Below are 20229 nucleotides of genomic sequence, written 5' to 3'. Positions count from 1 at the left end.
ATAATTACATCATGACTTACGCGCCTGTTTCAGACGTACTGAGCGGTAAAATCGCGGTTGACAGTGAAATCACTGTTCGCGGTTGGATTCGTTCACGTCGGGATTCCAAAGCCGGAATCTCTTTCCTTGCCATCTATGACGGCTCTTGTTTCGACCCGATTCAGGCCGTGGTCCCGAATGAACTGAATAATTACCAGGAAGAAGTTCTGAAACTGACGACGGGTTGTTCAGTAGAAGTCACCGGTAAGGTGGTTGAATCTCCGGCACAGGGCCAGGATTTCGAACTGGCAGCAACGGCTGTGAAAGTGGTGGGCTGGGTTGATGACCCGGATACTTACCCAATGGCAAAAACACGCCATTCCATCGAATACTTACGTGAAGTGGCACACCTGCGTCCGCGTACCAACGTGATTGGTGCGGTTGCCCGTGTGCGTAACTGTCTGTCTCAGGCGATTCACCGTTTCTACCACGAGCAGGGTTTCTTCTGGACTTCAGCGCCCCTGATCACTGCTGCTGACGCAGAAGGTGCCGGCGAGATGTTCCGCGTATCGACGCTGGATCTGGAAAACCTGCCTCGCACCGAGCAAGGCAAAGTTGATTTCAACGAAGATTTCTTCGGTAAAGAAACCTTCCTGACCGTCTCCGGACAGCTGAACGCCGAAGCTTATGCCTGTGCGCTGAGCAAGGTTTACACCTTCGGTCCGACGTTCCGTGCTGAAAACTCCAACACCAGCCGTCACCTGGCCGAGTTCTGGATGGTTGAACCGGAAGTTGCATTTGCAGATCTGAATGACGTCGCCAAACTGGCGGAAGACATGCTGAAGTATGTCTTCAAAGCCGTACTGGCAGAGCGTCGCGACGATCTGGAATTCTTCGCACAGCGCATCAACAAAGAAGCCATCACCCGTCTGGAGCAATTTGTTGATTCTGACTTTGCACAGGTAGATTACACTGATGCCATCAATATCCTGAAAGCGTCCGGCCGTGAGTTCGAATTTGACGTTGAGTGGGGTATCGACCTGTCTTCTGAGCACGAGCGCTATCTGGCGGAAGAACACTTCAATGCACCGGTGATTGTGAAAAATTATCCAAAAGACATCAAAGCCTTCTACATGCGCCTGAACGAAGACGGCCGCACTGTGGCAGCGATGGATGTTCTGGCACCTGGCATTGGTGAAATCATCGGTGGTGCACAGCGTGAAGAACGTCTGGATGTTCTGGATGAGCGCATGCGTGCAATGAACATCGATCCGGAAGACATGAACTGGTACCGCGATCTGCGCCGTTACGGCACAGTCCCACACGCGGGCTTCGGTCTGGGATTCGAGCGTCTGGTGTCTTACGTGACGGGTATGGCGAACGTTCGTGACGTGATCCCATTCCCGCGTACACCACGTTCTGCCAACTTCTGAGCCGTTTTCCTTCCAGCGCTCAGCTGTTCTTCAAAGCCCTGCTGTCGCAGGGCTTTTTACTATCCCTGCTCTTGCGGATGGTACAAGAAATGAACAATCACCCACAAACTTCAAGGTTTTATACTTCCTTCCTAAACAATCAGTCAAAATTGACGCATTAGCTTTACAGCTTGGACACGCTGACGCTTTGGAAAAGTGTTGCGCTTCAGAATGGAATACTGCCTGTAACTATCGATAATAATCGCTCAATTTAGCTTTGCTTACTTTTTGACACGCTAAATGTCTATTTTTTGAAGCGATTCAAATCCCCGTCAATTGCAGTATGTCACTCAACACCTGTCATCTAGAGTTGAGTCAGACGTGTCACAAAAAAAAAAGCAGCTCACTGCTCCAGAACGTCTGACCAAAGACGTCTTACCCAATACACATGCTACATGCGTTTCGAAGAGGGATGATTCATGCGTAAAAATCGCCAGATTACTGATCGTGAGGTCGTGCTTGACCCTAATGCTCAGTTAGTCACAACAACGGATCTGCAAGGTGTAATTACCTACGCCAATGAAGAATTTGTCGCGATCAGCGGCTTCAGCAGTGACGAGTTGGTTGGCCAGCACCACAATATTATCCGGCACCCGGATATGCCCAGAGCAGCTTTCGGCGATTTATGGAGTCACCTCAAAGCGGAAAAACCCTGGCGCGGCATTGTGAAAAACCGCTGTAAAGACGGCAGCTACTACTGGGTTGATGCCTATGTCACCCCGCTTTATGAAAATAACCAGGTTTGCGGTTATCAGTCTGTGCGCCGTAAACCAACCCCTGAAATGATCCACACCGCGACAGAGATTTACCAGCAACTCAATCTCAAGAAAAATCCTTATGGGATCCGGCTATCCAGTTGGGCAAAACTCGGTATCACTGCCTTTTTTACCGCCCTGACTGTCGGTCTGACCCACACTTTCATTCCTGACTATGATTACTTTTCCGCTGTCATCCCATTTATCTTCATTGCGATCCTTTGCCGGGGTGAATTTTTCGCAGTACCCCGATTTTTTAAGCAGCTATCCGAAGACTATGATGCCCTGACCCGCATCGTCTACAGCGGTAACGGCCCGACATCTGTGGCTGATTTTCACCTGAAACTCAATGATGCCCGGCTGAAAACTGTATTGGGGCGCGTCGACGATGCCGCCACCACCATCAGGAATGTCACCGATGAACTGACCGACGTGACCATTCATACCCGGGACTCCATCTCCAATCAGGATAAAGATACCCAGCATATAGCCACATCGATCAACCAGATGTCATCCGTTGCCACAGAGATCGCCCAGAATACGCAGCTCACGACTGACAAAGTTCTGATCGCTCAGCAAAAATGTGCTGAGACCACAAAAGTTCTTCAATTAACTCAGGACAATATTAACGATCTGGCACGGGATTCGGAGAAAGCCGCCGAAACCGCACAATCCCTGGTCAAGGTCTCAGAACAGATTGAGACCATGATGATGGAAATCCAGGGCATTGCTGAGCAGACCAACCTGCTGGCGCTGAATGCTGCAATAGAGGCTGCCCGCGCCGGGGAGCAGGGTCGTGGCTTTGCGGTTGTGGCAGATGAAGTGCGCGCCTTGTCGCAACGGACTCACGGCGCGACCGAAAATATTCAGGCCAGCATTGTGAACATCAATGCCACGCTGAACCAATGGCAGTCAACTTCAACCGAGAGCATTGATAAAACACAACAGTGCGTCGCGCACACCAATGACACCGCCGCCAGCATTATGGAGGTCGTGAGCATGGTGGACGAAATTGCCGAAATCTCAACGCAAATCGCCACAGCCGCTGAAGAACAAGGTACTGTAGCCCAGGAAATCAGTAACAACGTTCACCAAATTTCTATTTCCTCTTCCAACAATCTGACCATGATGGCGCGAATGGAAGAAGCTTCGGCGCAAATGCGTGAAAAAGTTGCATTATTGGAAGGTTTGGGCAAATCTTTCGGCTAGATCCTTTCAGTTCCCCCTGAAACCGCAGTGAGTTTCTTGCCACTGCAACGAATCTAAAGGCCGCACACGCGGCCTTTAGTCTCTGGAAAGCTTTTTCCTCGCCAACATAAATTAGGCAAATCCCAGACTGAAATCGATTCGATCGGCAATTTCCGGGAATCTGCCCGTCAGTCATGCAATCGACTTTCATTTTGCTATGCTTTGGTGTGCGGTTTTTCGACCCGACAAACTATTCTGCTGCCTCATTTGCAAGGCTGGCAAGTGCGGTGGGGAGTCGTTATAATCCCCGCCTCCTGAACCTGAGGCCAATATATGCACACTGACGTCACGCCAATTAACCGCTATTCAAAGTACTGGGCTGAATGCTACGGCACAGCGCCATTCCTGCCGACCACCCGTGAGGAGATGGACGCGCTGGGCTGGGATAGCTGCGACATTATTATTGTGACCGGTGATGCCTATGTCGATCACCCAAGTTTTGGAATGGCAGTGATCGGCCGTGTGCTGGAAGCACAGGGGTTCCGGGTGGGCATTATTGCCCAGCCCAAATGGGACAATAAAGATGCCTTCATGGCGCTGGGCAAGCCGAATCTGTACTTCGGGATCACTGCAGGCAATATGGACTCGATGATCAACCGTTATACGGCGGATCGTAAACTGCGCCATGACGATGCCTACACCCCGAATAATGAAGGCGGAAAACGTCCGGACCGCGCGGTGCTGGTGTATTCTCAGCGCTGCCGTGAAGCCTATAAAGACACCCCGATTGTCTTGGGTGGCATTGAGGCCAGCCTGCGTCGTTTAGCCCATTACGACTACTGGTCGGATAAAGTGCGTCGTTCAGTGCTGTTCGATGCCAAAGCAGACATTCTGCTGTTCGGGAACGCCGAGCGTGCATTGGTCGAAGTGTCACACCGCATTGCCGCAGGTGAAGACGTCGCCACCATGACTGACATCGCAGGCACTGCGGTCATCCTGAAAGAAGCCCCGGCGCATTACAAAATCATCGACTCCACCCGGATTGACAAACCGGGCAAAGCAATGGTGATGCCAAATCCGTACGCGACCGAAGAAGTCTGCGAGACCAACAAAAGTAAAGCTGAAGAAGAACCCGTCAAAGCTCAGACGGTTCAGATTCAGCCGTCACGTCATGATGCCTTCACCAGCGCCGTGCGTTTGCCGTCTTACGAAAAGCTGCGCAACGACCGAATTCTGTACGCCCACGCCAGCCGTGTGATGCACCTGGAAGCGAACCCTTACTCCGCCCGTGCCCTGATTCAGTTGCACGGCGACCGTGAGCTGTGGGTGAATAAGCCGCCAATTCCGCTGACCACAGAAGAGATGGATTTTGTCTTTGGCCTGCCTTACGCGCGGGTGCCTCACCCTGCATACGGGAAAGCCAAGATCCCGGCGTACGACATGATCAAAACCAGTGTGAACATCATGCGGGGCTGTTTCGGCGGTTGTTCATTCTGTTCAATCACAGAACACGAAGGCCGGATTATTCAGAACCGCTCGCAAGAATCGATTCTTCAGGAACTGGAAGACATCCGCGATAAAGTCCCGGGCTTTACCGGCACGATTTCCGATCTGGGTGGCCCGACGGCAAACATGTATCGTCTGGGCTGTTCTGATCCGCGTGCGGAGAAAAACTGTCGCCGTCCATCGTGCATCTTCCCGAAAATCTGCGAGAAGCTGGATACCGACCACAAGCACACCATCGACCTGTACCGCAAAGCGCGTGAGGTTGAAGGCATCAATAAAGTAATGATCGCTTCCGGGGTCCGCTACGATCTGGCAATCGAGTCTCCGGAATACATCAAAGAGCTGGTGACGCACCACGTTGGCGGTTATCTGAAAATTGCCCCGGAACATACCGAGAAAGGTACCCTGGATCTGATGATGAAACCGGGAATGGGTACTTACGATCGCTTCAAAGAACTGTTTGAAAAATACAGTGCCGAAGCGGGCAAGAAGCAGTATCTGATCCCGTACTTTATTTCAGCGCATCCGGGTTCCACGGATGAAGACATGCTGAATCTGGCGCTGTGGCTCAAGAAACATGATTACCAGTGCGATCAGGTCCAGAACTTCTATCCGTCGCCGATGTGTAACGCCACGGCGATGTATCACTCAGAGACCAACCCGCTCAAGCGTGTGAAATACAAGCAGCGCGATGATCTCTTTGTCGCAAAAGGCGATCGTCAGCGCCGTCTGCACAAGGCACTGCTGCGTTATCACGATCCGGCCAACTGGCCGCTGCTGCGTGAAGCCCTGGTCAGCATGGGTAAGAAACATCTGATCGGTGACCGCCCGGACTGCCTGATCCCGGCAGAAGGCAGTGAAGCCGCGCTCACCCCGGCGAAACGCCGAGGTTCCAGCCGTCATGGTGCCAAACGCTTTGCGACCAAGCACCCGAATCAGCCGGATATCCGGAAAGACGGCACCACGAACCGTCAAGGCTCAGGCAAGCCAAAAGCCCAAGGCACAAAAGCTCAGGGGACGAATGCTCACGGAAAAGGACGCAACCCGAGCAGTCAAGGCAAGCCGCAGGGCAACGGCCAGCGTCCGGCACCGAACGCAAAGCCACAATCGCGGGGCAAGCCGGCAGCCAAACGCGGAGCACGCGCCTGACGGCCACCCGGATCTGCTGACCTGCAACCATGATCAAAAAAGGCAAGCGCATCGCGCTTGCCTTTCACTTATCTGAAGAAGGGAAACTTCAGCCGAGTTCGGGTTAAGCAACCACTTTTTCAACCGAAACCCTTGAGACATCTTCACTCATAAAGCTCTGATGCAAGGCACAAATCGCGCCCTGATAATCGCTGTCTTTCACCACGAACTGGACATCCACGTTCCGCAGGGACGCATGTGCCGCTTTTGGACTGATCGCCTGGTCCAGCAGTGCCAGCACCCCCTGACTCATGGTTTTATTGGTATCAATCGCAGAGCCAATCACGGAAATCAGCGCGACCATTTTTCCGGTGATTTTGGCTTTCGGATAGCGCTTCTCGGCTTTTGACAACACCTTGTTCTGACTCGAGGTACTGCCATCCAGATAGTAAGTCACAGAGTTCGCGTTCATCTCTTTACTGATCAGCTGAACATTCTCTTCACGGATGATTTCCATCAGTTCATAGCTGACATCCTCGACCTGCCCGACCATCGCCTGATCAAACACATGCAGCGCAAACACCTTGTCTCGACCGGCAATGATTTCAGCCCTGTCTGTCTCCGGATGATAGTCCTGAGAAATGACCGTTCCCGGATGTTCAGGCTCGAACGTATTTTTTACCGCAAGCTCAATTCCAGCGCGACGCAGACCGGATGCAGCATTCGGGTGAATCGCTTCCATCCCCAGATTCGCCAGTTGATCCGCCACATCATAGTTACTCTTGCCAATCGGGCGCACATGCTCCGGACCGACGATACGCGGGTCAGCACTGCTTAAATGATACTCTTTGTGAATCACCGCCCTGCTGGCCTGGCTCAATACCGCCAGACGACTGAAGGTCATCTCACTGTATCCCCGATCGTAGGTTTTCATCAGGCCTTCTTCACAGTGAACATAACCGGTGACAATCGGCAGTTCTTGGCTCAGATCAATATCTTTAATGGCATCCAGAATGACGGCATCCAGATCGCCCTGAACATTGTTCTCTGCCCCCCAGCCGGACAAATCGACAAAGCGCGAATTAATCCCGAGGTTGTTCAGCATCAGCGTTGTATTGAATGCAGAATGCGCTTCACCAATCGAAGACAGAAACTCACGGATCTGCGGCAGATAACTTGCCAGTGAAAACTGACCGTACTGACAGGTTTCCAGAATATTCTCAATACAGGAGATCGCATTCGCAATCCGCTCTTGCACGAAATTGTCAGCCCGGTTTCGGCAAAACAAGTCAGGGAACATGGTGTCATTAATCAGCAGCATCCGCTGCTCCAGCGCTTTCAGTTTTTCACGCCAGATATCATTACGTTCGGCAATATAGCGGAAGATACCGGGCTCACCGGTACGCTTGCATTCCAGCAAAGCGTCTGTGATACCGCCGTAAGCTGAAACCACAAAAATACGCTGATAAGGGTTGTCCGGATAGAGCAGGATATTATCCATCACCGCATCAAACGCAGACATGGAAGTACCGCCGATTTTTTCAACGGTATGAGTCATGGGAACTCCTTTTTCTTTTCATCAGCAGAGAAGCACACCTCTGACTTGATGGGATTGAAAGGCGGCTTACACCACCTTTCGTTTGACCCTCGGGTTGATGACGCAAGGAGGGTCATGTACTTGCGGAAATCAGGCTGCCCCGGTTTCTGTTACTCAGCAGCGGGATAGACACCGTCTGCATCGTGTACTTCCATCCCCGTCAGCGGCGGATTGAATACACAGGCCATCACCATATCCACCCCTTTGTTCGCACGCAGCTGATGTTCATCGTGCTTGTCGAGAACGTAGAGGGTGCCGGGTTTGATTTCATAGGTTTTACCGTCGGCGGTTGTCTGAATTTCGCCTTCACCGGAGACACAGTAAACAGATTCCAGGTGGTTCTTGTAGTGAATATGGGTGTCGGTGTTCGCATAAATTGTCGTGATATGGAACGAGAAACCCATGTTGTCATCACGCAGCAACATGCGAACACTTTCCCAGTTCCCGTTTTCTGCGACAACGCGACGCTCGCTGTCACGGCACTCATCCAGGGTGCGTACAATCATTCTTGTTCTCCTTAAGACGCTTTCTTCAGTTCAGACTTCGCAAATTCGACCACTGCTTGTTCAAAAATATGCAGCCCTTTCTCCAGTTCGGCCTCGCTGATGGTCAGCGGACAGAAGAACTTCAGCACTTCATCGTCCGGACCGGCCGTTTCGATAATCATGCCGTTTTCGAAACACAGCTTCCCGATGGCACCGGCAAACTCACCTTGATGACAGGCAATGCCCTGCATCAGACCACGGCCTTTGATCTTCTCAAAGACTGCCGGATACTGTTTCAGTAATTTTTGCAGGGTCACATTCAGCTGCTCTGCACGGGCATGGATGTGCTGCTCAAAATCGTTATTCTGCCAGTAGGCTTCAATCGCAGCCGCTGCGGTAATGAATGCATGATTGTTTCCGCGGAAAGTACCGTTGTGCTCACCCGGCAACCATTTATCCAGTTCTGGCTTCAGCAGAACCACAGCCATCGGAGAACCGTAACCACCGATGGATTTTGACAGCGTTACCATGTCGGGTTTGATGCCCGCAGGTTCAAAGCTGAAGAAGGTACCGGTCCGGCCACAACCCGCCTGAATGTCATCGACAATCAGCAGAATATCGTGACGCTGACAGATGCCGCTCAACCGTTGCAGCCACGCGTTTGACGCAACGTTCAGACCGCCCTCACCCTGAACGGTTTCCAGAATCACGGCAGCAGGTTTATCCAGGCCGCTGGAGTTGTCGGTCAGCATGGTTTCGAACAGCGCCAGACCATCCAGATCTGCGTAACCTTCATAAGGCAGACGCGTGACGCCACTCAGAGCCATACCCGCACCGCCCCGGTGGTGCTGGTTACCGGTTGCGGCCAGTGCACCGTAAGACACACCGTGGAAGCCGTTGGTGAAGGCCACAATGTTCTGACGGCCTTTGACTTTACGAGCCAGTTTCAGTGCTGCCTCAACGGCATTTGTGCCGGTCGGGCCCGTGAACTGTACTTTGTAATCCAGACCACGCGGGGTCAGGATGAAATTTTTCAGGTTTTCCAAGAAAGCCGCTTTGGCTTCTGAATGCATATCCAAACCGTGCGTAAGGCCATCCTGATCGATGTAATCCATCAGTGCTTTTTTCAGCACCGGGTTATTATGGCCGTAGTTCAGCGCACCGGCGCCTGCCAGGAAGTCCAGGTAGCGATCACCCTCACGGGTGTTCAGCCAGCAGCCCTTCGCGGAAGAAAACACCACCGGGAAATTGTTGGCATAACATTGAACATTTGATTCCTGCGCATTAAAGATATTCATGACTTATCCTGTTTTATCGTGAGTTATTGTTTCAGTGGAATGCGATAGAGATATTCCGAGTCATGTTTCCCGTCGAAATGTTTCTCTTCATCAAGGAACAGCGACACTTCGCCCAGGTTCCCGTTCGCCTGATCCACTTTCTTAAACAACGCCCAAGAGGCTTTATTGAGGCGGGTGATCGTCGTTTCGATATTCCGGATATCGCTCAGTTCTTCACGCGCCAGCAGTTGTTGAATCATCTTAAAAGCGAGCCCTTGACCACGTGCTATCTCACTCACGGCAACCTGCCAGATAAAGAGGGTCTGATCTTTTTCCGGAACCCGGTATGCCGAGATAAAACCTGCTAACTCCTCATCAAGTTCAGCAACAATACATGTGTCTTTGAAATGAGTGGTCTGCAGGAAATTGCAGTATGAAGAGTTCGTGTCTAGCGGGGGACAAGATTCGATCAGTGAATGCACTCGATAACCATCTGAACGTTCCGGTTTTCGAAAAACAAACTCTTCCTGAGTCTTGCTCGATGTTTCTTGGGCTAATGCCCATGGTGCTGATGTAATCATTGATCGCCACATTGTTTAGTGCTCTAATGAATTCAGAAACAATTATAGGGTCCAAACTTGGAATATCAACCCCATAAGTCTGAATCAATGACACAAAAAAAGTACAAGATATTGATTTAAAAAGAATTAAACAGGAAAAATAATTACAAAACAAATAATTATAGAACTAATTATATTTTTGTCATCTTACCGACATCCGGATCATCTATGAAATGACGCACAACAATGAATCTCCCGGCAGACGGCAGATTCACCCTGAACAATCACAATCTGCGGAGACGCTCAGAGGCCACTGACAGTCAGTGGCACGAAAAAGGAAGAAGGGATATTGCGGAGATAGAAGAAGCGGAACTTATCTGGCCAGTTCCACAGCCATAAACACAGCGGTCGCAATCACGGCGCAGATCAACATACCAATAAATAAGGTTTTCTGTTTCTGTTCATCCAGGTAACGCGCCAGAAATACGGCAACCACGATGAGCAACACAATCACAACAAATTTAAGCATGTTTTTCCCCTGCTCAGTCGTCAATCCTGGTCAATGTCTTCGATTGACGTATCTCAGAAAATGGCTGTTTGTGCTTCAACTTAGCACGATTTACCGAATGGGTCTTGCCGCACATTCCTGATGAAGACTCCGTTGACTGGTGTTCAGCATAAAACACTTGGTTTTTCCCCTGTGATTTCACACGATACAGTGCTTTGTCTGCCTGAGAGATCGTGGACTCCATGCCTTCTTCAAGCAAAGCAAAACCGATACTGACCGTAATGGAGCAGGACTTGTCTGCCACGCGGATTTTCTGGCCTTCTACACTGGTACGAAAGGCTTCCAGCCGTTCCCGCGCCACTTCACAATCCGAGGCAGACATCAGTACGGCAAACTCTTCCCCGCCGTAACGGCACAAGACCGAATTGGCCCGGAAACTTCGCTTCATCAAAGCCGCAATCATCAAAATCACCTTATCGCCAAACAGGTGCCCGTAGGTATCATTGATCGATTTGAAGTCATCAATATCAATCATCGCCAGATAATATTGATCTTGAGTCTCCGCCAGCCGTTGTTCCATCTGCTTTCTGAGATAGTTTTTATTCTTCAGCCCGGTCATTTGATCTTCACTGCGTATATGCTGGGTCAGAAGCAGCTGATTCAGCGCATTCAGCGTGTAATTCACAATCATTTTGACAAAAAACCGGTATGCCAATCCGGGTTTGCAGATATACAAAATGCCAACAAGCTGATTGGAGGGAAAGTGGCCTGAACGAGCGGTATTGACCAAAGGCAGCCGGATACAAGGCGCGCTGGAAGCAATCTGACTGACAATACCGTCCTGTTCCGGCTGGCAATCCCGGCCAAGCTGCTGGCATCCGGACAAACGGCAAAACAAATCTGTTGGCACCTCTGCCCGCAATTGATGATGCGGCTCTTCCAGGACCCCTTCTTTTTCGTTCATCACGAAGAGATAAACTCGGCTGCAGCCAATGGTATCGCTGAGCAGCTTCGACAGCTGACGGTGCAGATCCTCAAACTCCAGAGCATCCAGCAACCGGCCACCCAGCTGATGAATCCGGCTGTGCAGATAACCCACCAGCAGAATAAAAAACAGCAGCGCCAGTAATGTTCCCCCGACAACTCCCAGTTTGAGCGCATTTGCGGTAATTTCCTGATTTCGGGTCCCGGAAAGCAATACCCAGCCAAAACGCTGATTCGTCTCATACACACTGAATTTGTACTGGTCCTGATAGGCATAGGAAGGGATTTCTCCGGCTTGTTCACCCTTCAGAATCTCATCCAGTATGGTTGGCGTCAGGCTGACTGATGCCGTCCCCAGCCGTGACGGGTCAGGATGAATCACAACATGACCGCTTTCCGATTCAACGGCAAACACATACCCGTCTTTCATGGTTTTCAGGCCGGATAAGTCTTGCGACATTGCACTGGCATCCAGTTCAATGACGATTCTGACATCCTCCTTCCCCGGTATTTCAAGCGTCCGGGTCAGAGCAACACACCACTTCTTTGTGCTGTTACTGCGGTAAAAAGGGGATAAAAACGTCACACCAGACTGCTGTGCCTTGTCATACCAGGGACGTCGCCGGACTTTGTCAGCAATCTCTTCCAGCTTCAGCTGATTCGTCCCGTAATACGTCGAATCAATCAGCAGCCCGACTTCCTGAAACTTATTCTGATGATCAACCACATACTGAGCCGCTGTCAGAAACGTGGGAATATCTTCTTCATCCTGCAGAATTTCCGACAGTAAGTAGAGCTGGTTATTAGCCGCTGTGTAGTGCTGGTTCAGATATTCCTGAGCCACGCTGATGTTGGCCCTTGCCTGGGAATATGCACTGTCACGGATGGTTTTGTAATCGGAATAACCAATATAAACCAGTGTGGCAATCAGCAGCATAAACAAGGGAAGAACCAGATTAATCAGATATTTAGGTTTAAAATCCATTTAAAATATCTTTCGAAAAAAGAGTAGTCGCCATATGAATCCGGTCGATTATATAGGAACCGGTAAGCCCGTGTCGCAAGCTATATCGCAGATATGACCGCTCCGTCGCTAATTCCAACGAATTGATTGCAATGAACCCGTCACCGGAACGACACCGCTTCGTCACAGTAAAAAATTACGCTGAACCGGATTCTGATAAACAGGTCTGCCGACTATGGGAAAACACACCTATCGTACACTTTGGCTGTCAGACATTCATTTAGGAAACCGGGATTGTAAGGTCGACTATCTGCTGGACTTTCTGACACAACACCGGGCCGACACCTTGATTCTGGTTGGCGACATCGTAGACCTTTGGTCACTCAAATCCCGCTATCACTGGCCGGAAAGCCACACCCGGGTTGTCCGGCTGCTGCTGGAACAGGCTGAGCAGGGTTGCCGGATTATCTACATCCCCGGCAATCATGACGAAGCCATCCGGAAATTTATTCAATTTAATCTGGGAAACGTAGAGCTGGCCCACCGCTACCTGCACACCAGCGCCAACGGAAAACAGATTCTGGCCCTGCATGGCGATGAATTCGACAGCATGGTTTGCCACAACAAACTCACTTCATTACTGGGCGACGTCGGCTACGATCTGCTGCTTTTCCTGAACCGCTGGATCAATGCCTACCGCCGGATCACCAAACAGCCTTACTGGTCACTGGCCAGCTACATCAAGGCCCGAGTCGAAAAAGCCAATATAGCAATTGCCCGTTTCCGGCATGCCGCGGTGACGATGGCCCGGCATAAAGGGGTCGATGCCATTGTCTGCGGCCATATCCATCATCCTGAAATGAAAGATGAAAATGACATCCTGTACCTCAACGACGGAGACTGGATTGAAAACTGTACCTTTCTGGCCGAGCACTATGATGGGGTCATCGAACTGATTCGCTGGACAGAGCATGCCGAACTGCTGGACAGTTCCGATAAATTCAGAGTCAGACGCAATAAACCGCTGATCATGATGGAAGAAAAACAGGAAGACAAAGTCGCTTAAAAGAAAACGGCGGAAGCCCAAGCTGTCCGCCGTCTGTTCACCGGTTTCACAATTGCTTAAGCTGCACTGACCAGCTTGAGCAGCACCTGAACCGGGTGCTTCATTTTAATCTGCTCAAATCGTTTGACCTGACTGCGGCACGAATAACCGGTCGCCATGCAGCGTTCACCGTCCAACTGAGCCAGATTCGGTTGCCAGCTCAACCCGAACACTCCTTTCGAAGTCTCCAGTTTGTCTTTCTCATGACCGAAGGTACCGGCCATGCCACAACAACCCACCGACACCGTATTCATCTGAGCCCCGAAGTGACGGAAGATTACCCCCCATTCTTTCTCGGCATTCGGCAGCTTGGTTTTCTCGGTACAGTGCGCAAAAAGATACCAAGGCTGATCGTCACGCGTTTCAAACGCCTCCAGCTCACTCAATAACGGCGTCAGCCATTCATGAGCCGTCATCACTTTGAAATCACCGCGGTGATCGCCCAGCATTTCGTTGTACTCATCGCGGTAACAAAGGACCAGCGCCGGGTCAACCCCAACCATTGGCATCCCCAAGGCATCCAGCTGATTCAGAAAATCTGCGGTATTCCGCGCCGTTTTCGCAAACTGACGCAGGAAGCCTTTCACATGCTGTGCCTTGCCGTTCGGCTTGAAAGGCACCAGCATCGGCTTTTTACCGAGCTTCTCAATCAGCAGGACAAAATCACGGACAACCTCGGCATCGTAATAACTGGTAAACGGATCCTGCACCACCAGCACATACTGCTGACGCTCTTCCGCTGACAGTGCCTGCAGCCACTGCAGATCAAACCGGGTGGCATGATGACCAGAGAGCCCCTGCATCAGCGTCGGTACCGACAGCGCGGGCATATCCACGTAGCCCAGCACTTTTTCCGTCAGGGACTTCGACCAGCCCGGACGCATCGCGGCATTCACCAGTGTCGGTGCTTTTGCCATCAGCGGCAGATAATTTTCTACATACGCCACCAGATAATCCTTGGCCGGACGCTGGTATCGGCTGTAATAAATGTTGAGGAAACGGGACCGGAAGCTGGGAACATCCACCTTGATCGGGCACTGACTGGCGCAGGCTTTACAGGCCAGACAGCCATTCATGGCCTCCATCACCTCATGGGAATAATCATACTGGTGACGCTGACGGCCGAAAGTATTCCGGAACCGGTCGATGATTTGTTTCACCGTCGGTGATTTTTCCATCAGGTCCTGCTCAATCCGGACCGGATCCACTCCTTGCGCTGCCAGCAGCCGCAGCCACTCACGAACCAGTCCGGCGCGGCCTTTCGGAGAGTGGCGGCGATCGGCACTCACTTTCATCGACGGACACATCGGTGAGCTGGTGTCGTAGTTAAAACACAGACCGTTACCGTTACATTCCATCGCCAGATTGAAGCTGTCACGCACCTGAACCGGGATCTGACGGTCAAAATAGCCACGTTTCGGCCCATCAACTTTAACCAGCTCAGCATCACTTGCCAGCGGGGTACAGATTTTGCCCGGGTTCAATCGATTTTCCGGGTCAAAAGCCGCTTTAATCCGACGCAGTTCGGTAAAGAGCGCTTCGCCAAAAAACTCGGGGCCATATTCAGAGCGATAGCCTTTTCCGTGCTCGCCCCACATCAGGCCGCCATATTTTGCAACCAGCGCAACGACCTGATCGGAAATCTCTTTCATCAGTTTTTCTTGTTGCGGGTCGCACATATCCAGGGCCGGACGCACATGTAACACCCCGGCATCCACATGACCGAACATCCCATAGTGCAATTGCTTTTCATCCAGCAACTGGCGGAACTCAACAATAAAATCAGCCAGATTTTCCGGCGGGACACAGGTATCTTCTGCAAACGGAATCGGTTTCTGCCAGCCTTTCGCAGCTCCCAGTAACCCCACCGCTTTTTTCCGCATGTTGTAAATCTTATTGATGCTGTCGAGATCGTCGCATACCTGATATCCGATAATCCCCTGCTGGCCAATCAGATTGTCCAGCCGCTCGCTCAACTGCTGAACCTGCGCTGCAATCAGTTCTGGCTCATTTCCGGCGAACTCAACAATATTGATGCCCTGCATGTCCTTGCCGGGCACATCCGTGATTAAATCACTGACGGTATGCCAGACGATATCCTGCCGGGCCAGATTCAGGACCTTCGAATCCACCGTTTCAACGGACAGGGCTTTGGCTTCAACCATGACAGGTGCATTGCGTAACGCTGCATCAAAGCTGTCGTACTTGATGTTTACCAGCTTCCGGGCTTTCGGAATCGGGGTGATATTGAGTTTGGCTTCAGCAATAAAGGCGAGAGAACCTTCCGCACCGCAAAGCAGGCGGGCCGGGTCAAAACGGGTCAGTGCATCATCGTATACATGCTTCAGATCATATCCGGTCAGAAAACGGTTCAGAGGCGGGAATTTATCAAGAATTTCCTGCCGTTTTTCCCGACAGACACGCGCGGCGACAGCAACGGCTTCCGCGACCTGATCTCCCCTTTCTGACAGCGCAGCAACGCCCTCTTCTGTCAGTGGTTCCGTATCCAGAACTGAACCATCCACCAGCACCGCTTTCAGTGCCAGCACATGGTCTGACGTTTTACCGTACTGGAGCGATCCCTGACCCGAAGCATCCGTATTCACCATGCCACCAATGGTCGCACGATTACTGGTCGACAAATCCGGCGAGAAGAAGAAACCATGCGGGCGAAGCGCATCATTGAGCTGATCTTTCACGACCCCGGTCTGTACCCGAACCCAGCCTTCTTCCGGATTAATCTCCAGAATCTGGTTCATGTGCCGGGACAAATCAACCACAATCCCCGGTGTCAGAGACTGCCCGTTGGTTCCGGTACCGCCACCGCGGGGAGAAAAGCTCACCTGCCGGAATTCTGTCCGCTGGCCAACCTGACCAACGAGGATCAGATCCTCAACGCTTTTCGGAAACACAACCGCCTGAGGCAGTTGCTGATAAATACTGTTATCGGTGGCCACCGCCAGGCGGCTGGCATAAGCGCGTTCAATATCGCCGGAAAAACCTGCGGTTTCCAGCGCATCAAGATATGACAGCACAACGGCGTTGATGCTGTTCTCGTACGTCAGTGCGGGTAACATTGCTCTCCTTGTCCAGTCTAGGGCTCGCCTAATTCCACTGGCTCCATAATCTGTTAGCCTGACAGGCCTTATTGATATAATCGTTTGCCTTCACTTTACCGCACTCAGGTCATGAAACAAAGCATTGGGACGGCGGACCTCTCAGATCCAAGACCCACGACACGACGCCATTTACTGCTTCGGTTCAGGTTCTGCCAGCAATCTCAGCAGGACTGATGATCCGGCAACCAGCCAGAGCGCGAGCAGGAAAGCGCCCACAGCACGCAGGCTTAAAATAATCGGGCTCACCGAGCTGGCATTCGCCAGCTTCATTGAACCATAGGCAATCCCTCCGGCCCCCAGCAACAGACAGGTAGCCACAAGGAAATGACGGGTGACCGAGAGATTCAGCGCCCGTTTCGGCAGCGCGTCGAGACCGAGAAAAACTCCAAGAGAAACGGCAAACAGATAGGTATGCTGCGGCAGTTGCGTCATGCCTGCGGCAATCCCGGTCAAGACCGTAATCCCCAGCCAGATGGCCTTACCCCGAATCGTCTCCGGCGTGATCAGACGGGAACAGGCAACGAGCAGCAAAATGCCGATCAAAATGGCTGCCAGAGTATCACTGATAAAATGAACGCCATACCAGACCCGCGCCATCGCCTGTCCCAGCACCAGAACAACCAAAAAGAGCAGGCCGGCTTTAGCTCGATGCCAGGACCTGGTTGCGCAAAACCTCAGCCAGAGCATTCCCCAAATGACAGTCGCCAGCAGGGTGTGACCACTCGGAAAGCCGTAGCCATAAGCTTCCCCGTTTTGCAGATCCGGGATCAGGTAAAAAGGTCTCGGCGAATGCAATACATCTTTCAGCCAGGTCGAAAGCAGGATCGCCATCACCGCAGCCGCAACCAGCTGCAGCATGGCAACCGGCCCCTGAAGTGAAGCGACAGCCACAATCAGCAAGAAGACAAACCAATACTCTCCCGGCAGATTCATCAACCACATCAGGCTTTCCAAGATAGTTCGGGCGGCCTCAGGTAACGCCTTTCCCCACGCCTGAAATGCCTGAATCACAGGCAGTTCGGCCTGATGTAACCGGTTCGCATGTGCGCTGAGGTCAGTGAAAAAAACGACGTCACTTTCCGGTGTTGCCTGCATCCACTGATAGAGATATTCCAGGTCTCCGGAATAACGGTATTCCCCGTCCGCCAGCACCAGCGGCGACATCAGGTAAACTTTCTTGATTTCGGAGCCGAAGTGCTGTGCATGCCAGGATGCCACATCATGACGCTGAAAATTATCAGGCCGTTCAGCCACCAGGATCGGCTGTTTCGTGACACAGGCGAAAATCGCCGCTCTTTCGCGATACTGCAGCAATTGGACCACATCGACATCTAATCCGGTTTCTTCTTTGGCCTCCCGCTGGGCTGTCACGCTGGCAGGATCGCGGTTATCAATATAACCGCCGGGGATCGACAGTTTCTGCGAGATTACCTCAGAGACCATAATCATCTTTTTGCCGTGCCGGATGACACAGGCGGCACCAACCAGATCCGTCGGCTGTTCGGGCAGTGAGGACGGCTGAAGGCTGATATTCTCAGTCATTGCCTCTGCCTCTGTCGCACCCGCAACACGAGGCATCAGTAATCCTCCGAACACAAATAAAGTCAGCACAAAGAGGACAAGGACATACTGATAAGGATCACGCTGTCTGATCACAGGAAACCTTTGCTATATAACAATTACCGTAAAAGATTTTAACAATGTGTGATATTTGCCACCATGAAAAAAGCCTTAGTGTGTGAAGCTATGGTAATTTCATGTGAATGCATCCCGTACTGGCGTTTTACAACCGCGTATGAAATTTCGACAATACCCAGTCCCAGATGACCGGTGAAACCACAATGGCCCAAAGCGCCCCGACGGTTCTTGCAACCGACTATTACCGCGATAATTTTGAGATTCTGTTAAATACCGTGCACCGGCAATATCAGGACTTACTCAGCCAGTCGGAACGGAACTGGGTCAGTACTTACTTTGCTTTGCCCGTTAACGCGAAGCTGCTCTACATCCGGCTGTTGTCCCGGAAAGGTCTCTTCTTCCGTATCAGCAAACTCCGGTATCCGGAAATCAGCCCAATGCATCATGCTGTTGAGTCACTGGAAGCATGTGGTTTCATCACCGTAAACCGGTCTGACTGGCCAATGGCCGCATTACTGTCATTATTTACCAAACCCGAGCTGCTCAACCGCTTTCATGCCGCTACCTGCCCTGAATTATGGGACAAAAATAAGACGCTGAAACAAACTCGTAAGCCCGAACTGATCGAAGCACTGCTGTCTGCCGATCTGGCATTATCCGCTTTGCAGGAAACCATCGTTCATATTGAACATCAGGCACACCTGACCACATTTCTGCTGCTGTTTTTCGGAAATCAGCATCAGGATATGAGCCAGTTTGTCCTGGCTGATCTGGGGCTGCACCAGTTTGAGCAATACAAAACAGACACAACGACCCGGCTGTTTCAGCAACGCCATCACATTCTGCAATGGCTGTCGCTGGAAACGATCGCCCGGCAGTATGACGAGATCTGCGACAGGAAAGAGAACAAAGACACTGACACACTGGTTCAATTGACCCGGAAACTGCCCGGCCCCCTGTACTGGCAGCCGCTGGAAAGGCGCCGGCAACGACTGCTCAACCGGATTGGCCGTGATCTGGAGCGTCAGGGCCGTGATGATCTGGCGCTGTACCTTTACCGGCAAAGCACTCTGCCGCCCAGCCGTGAACGACAGGTGCGCATTCTGGATAAACTGAATCGTCACCACACCGCTCTGGCTATCAGTGAAACCATGGAACGCTTGCCTCACAATGAAGAAGAGCTGGAAGTCGGACAACGACTGAGCATCAAACTGCGCCGGGCATTGGCTCTGCCATACGAAAATATCAGCAAAGATAACTTCTCTCAGGAAACGCTGACCCTGCCCGCCACCAGCCAGCGCGTTGAGCTGGCCGTTGCAGAGGATTACCGGCAACAGGGATGGCAAGTGTATTACACAGAGAATGCCCTGCTCTGCGGTCTGTTTGGCCTGGCTTTCTGGGACATTATCTTCGCGCCGGTTCCGGGTGCTTTTCTGAATCCTTTTCAGCGCGCTCCCCGGGATATGTACCACAGTGAATTCAGTGAGCGCCGCCAGTCACAACTTGCAACCCGGCTGGAAGCTATCCGCTCAGACCGCTGGCACGACTGGCTGAACGTCTTTGAACAGAAAACCGGCATCAGTAATGACTGGGTTAACTGGTCGCTGCTGTCCCCGGACCTGATCACTCAGACGGTGGATTGTTTAAACGGAGCGCAGCTTCACGCAATTTTGTCCCGTCTGCTGTTCGACCCGCGGCACAATCGCAGTGGCCAACCGGATCTGGTGATGTTCAAAAACGGACACATCAAGTGGGTGGAAGTGAAAGGTCCGGGAGACACACTCCAGCCAAATCAGAAACGCTGGTTGCGCCTTTTTCAGCAACTGGATCTGGACGCCAGGATTAACCATGTTCTCTGGCAAATGTGAACTGACTCAAGGAAGGTAAAATTGCCGTCAATTTTAGAAAACAATGGTGTTCGAATAGTCGTTTAAAGCTTGTATGAACTAAGCTCTATTCACCAG

The 20229-nt window shown here is 51.6% G+C and carries 13 protein-coding genes; 5 read left to right on the top strand and 8 right to left on the bottom strand.

Going from position 1 to position 20229, the window contains the following annotated elements; all coding sequences use genetic code 11:
• Positions 1-11 precede the first annotated feature (11 nt).
• The 3 genes from asnS to L4174_RS06225 all read left to right on the top strand — a co-directional run bounded on the left by asnS (position 12) and on the right by L4174_RS06225 (position 6049).
• Positions 12-1412, top strand: a complete 1401-nt coding sequence (asnS, locus tag L4174_RS06235) for an asparagine--tRNA ligase (protein WP_248139609.1) — start codon at positions 12-14, stop codon at positions 1410-1412.
• A 458-nt stretch (positions 1413-1870) separates the two neighbouring features.
• Positions 1871-3415: a PAS domain-containing methyl-accepting chemotaxis protein gene (locus L4174_RS06230; RefSeq protein WP_248139608.1), complete on the top strand. Its 1545-nt coding sequence runs from the start codon at positions 1871-1873 to the stop codon at positions 3413-3415.
• A gap of 312 nt (positions 3416-3727) precedes the next feature.
• Positions 3728-6049, top strand: a complete 2322-nt coding sequence (locus L4174_RS06225) for a YgiQ family radical SAM protein (RefSeq protein WP_248139606.1) — start codon at positions 3728-3730, stop codon at positions 6047-6049.
• Between the two features lie 103 nt (positions 6050-6152).
• Here L4174_RS06225 and L4174_RS06220 read toward each other — a convergent pair whose 3' ends face one another.
• The 6 genes from L4174_RS06220 to L4174_RS06195 all read right to left on the bottom strand — a co-directional run bounded on the left by L4174_RS06220 (position 6153) and on the right by L4174_RS06195 (position 12424).
• Positions 6153-7586 (bottom strand): aspartate kinase, encoded by a 1434-nt coding sequence (locus tag L4174_RS06220; protein WP_248139604.1) that lies wholly within the window; start codon positions 7584-7586, stop codon positions 6153-6155.
• A gap of 149 nt (positions 7587-7735) precedes the next feature.
• Complete coding sequence (locus L4174_RS06215) at positions 7736-8131, bottom strand: ectoine synthase (protein ID WP_248139602.1); 396 nt, start codon at positions 8129-8131, stop codon at positions 7736-7738.
• Positions 8132-8142: 11 nt separating this feature from the next.
• Positions 8143-9408 carry a diaminobutyrate--2-oxoglutarate transaminase gene (gene ectB / locus L4174_RS06210; RefSeq protein ID WP_248139600.1) on the bottom strand — a complete coding sequence of 422 codons (1266 nt, stop codon included), beginning with the start codon at positions 9406-9408 and terminating at the stop codon, positions 8143-8145.
• 23 nt (positions 9409-9431) lie between these two features.
• Complete coding sequence (gene ectA, locus L4174_RS06205; protein WP_248139598.1) at positions 9432-9968, bottom strand: diaminobutyrate acetyltransferase; 537 nt, start codon at positions 9966-9968, stop codon at positions 9432-9434.
• A gap of 352 nt (positions 9969-10320) precedes the next feature.
• Entirely contained in the window at positions 10321-10476 is a 156-nt protein-coding gene (locus tag L4174_RS06200) for a hypothetical protein (RefSeq protein WP_248139597.1), read from the bottom strand.
• Between the two features lie 13 nt (positions 10477-10489).
• Complete coding sequence (locus L4174_RS06195) at positions 10490-12424, bottom strand: sensor domain-containing diguanylate cyclase (RefSeq protein WP_248139595.1); 1935 nt, start codon at positions 12422-12424, stop codon at positions 10490-10492.
• Between the two features lie 214 nt (positions 12425-12638).
• Between L4174_RS06195 and L4174_RS06190 the strand changes: the two genes are divergently transcribed.
• Positions 12639-13469 carry a UDP-2,3-diacylglucosamine diphosphatase gene (locus tag L4174_RS06190; RefSeq protein ID WP_248139593.1) on the top strand — a complete coding sequence of 277 codons (831 nt, stop codon included), beginning with the start codon at positions 12639-12641 and terminating at the stop codon, positions 13467-13469.
• Positions 13470-13525: 56 nt separating this feature from the next.
• Here the strand turns inward: L4174_RS06190 and L4174_RS06185 are convergent, their stop codons facing one another.
• Positions 13526-16585, bottom strand: coding sequence for an FAD-binding and (Fe-S)-binding domain-containing protein (locus L4174_RS06185; protein WP_248139591.1), 3060 nt, complete (start codon positions 16583-16585; stop codon positions 13526-13528).
• Between the two features lie 171 nt (positions 16586-16756).
• On the bottom strand, positions 16757-18283 hold the full coding sequence (locus tag L4174_RS06180; protein WP_248139589.1) for a phosphatase PAP2 family protein: 1527 nt from the start codon (positions 18281-18283) through the stop codon (positions 16757-16759).
• A gap of 185 nt (positions 18284-18468) precedes the next feature.
• On the opposite strand from L4174_RS06180, the gene L4174_RS06175 reads away from it, so the two are divergent.
• Positions 18469-20133 carry a VRR-NUC domain-containing protein gene (locus L4174_RS06175; protein ID WP_248139587.1) on the top strand — a complete coding sequence of 555 codons (1665 nt, stop codon included), beginning with the start codon at positions 18469-18471 and terminating at the stop codon, positions 20131-20133.
• The last annotated feature ends 96 nt before the right edge of the window (positions 20134-20229 follow it).

The sequence above is a fragment of the Photobacterium sp. CCB-ST2H9 genome (assembly GCF_023151555.2).
GTDB lineage: Bacteria > Pseudomonadota > Gammaproteobacteria > Enterobacterales > Vibrionaceae > Photobacterium.
This window is presented reverse-complemented; position numbering and strand designations above follow the sequence as displayed.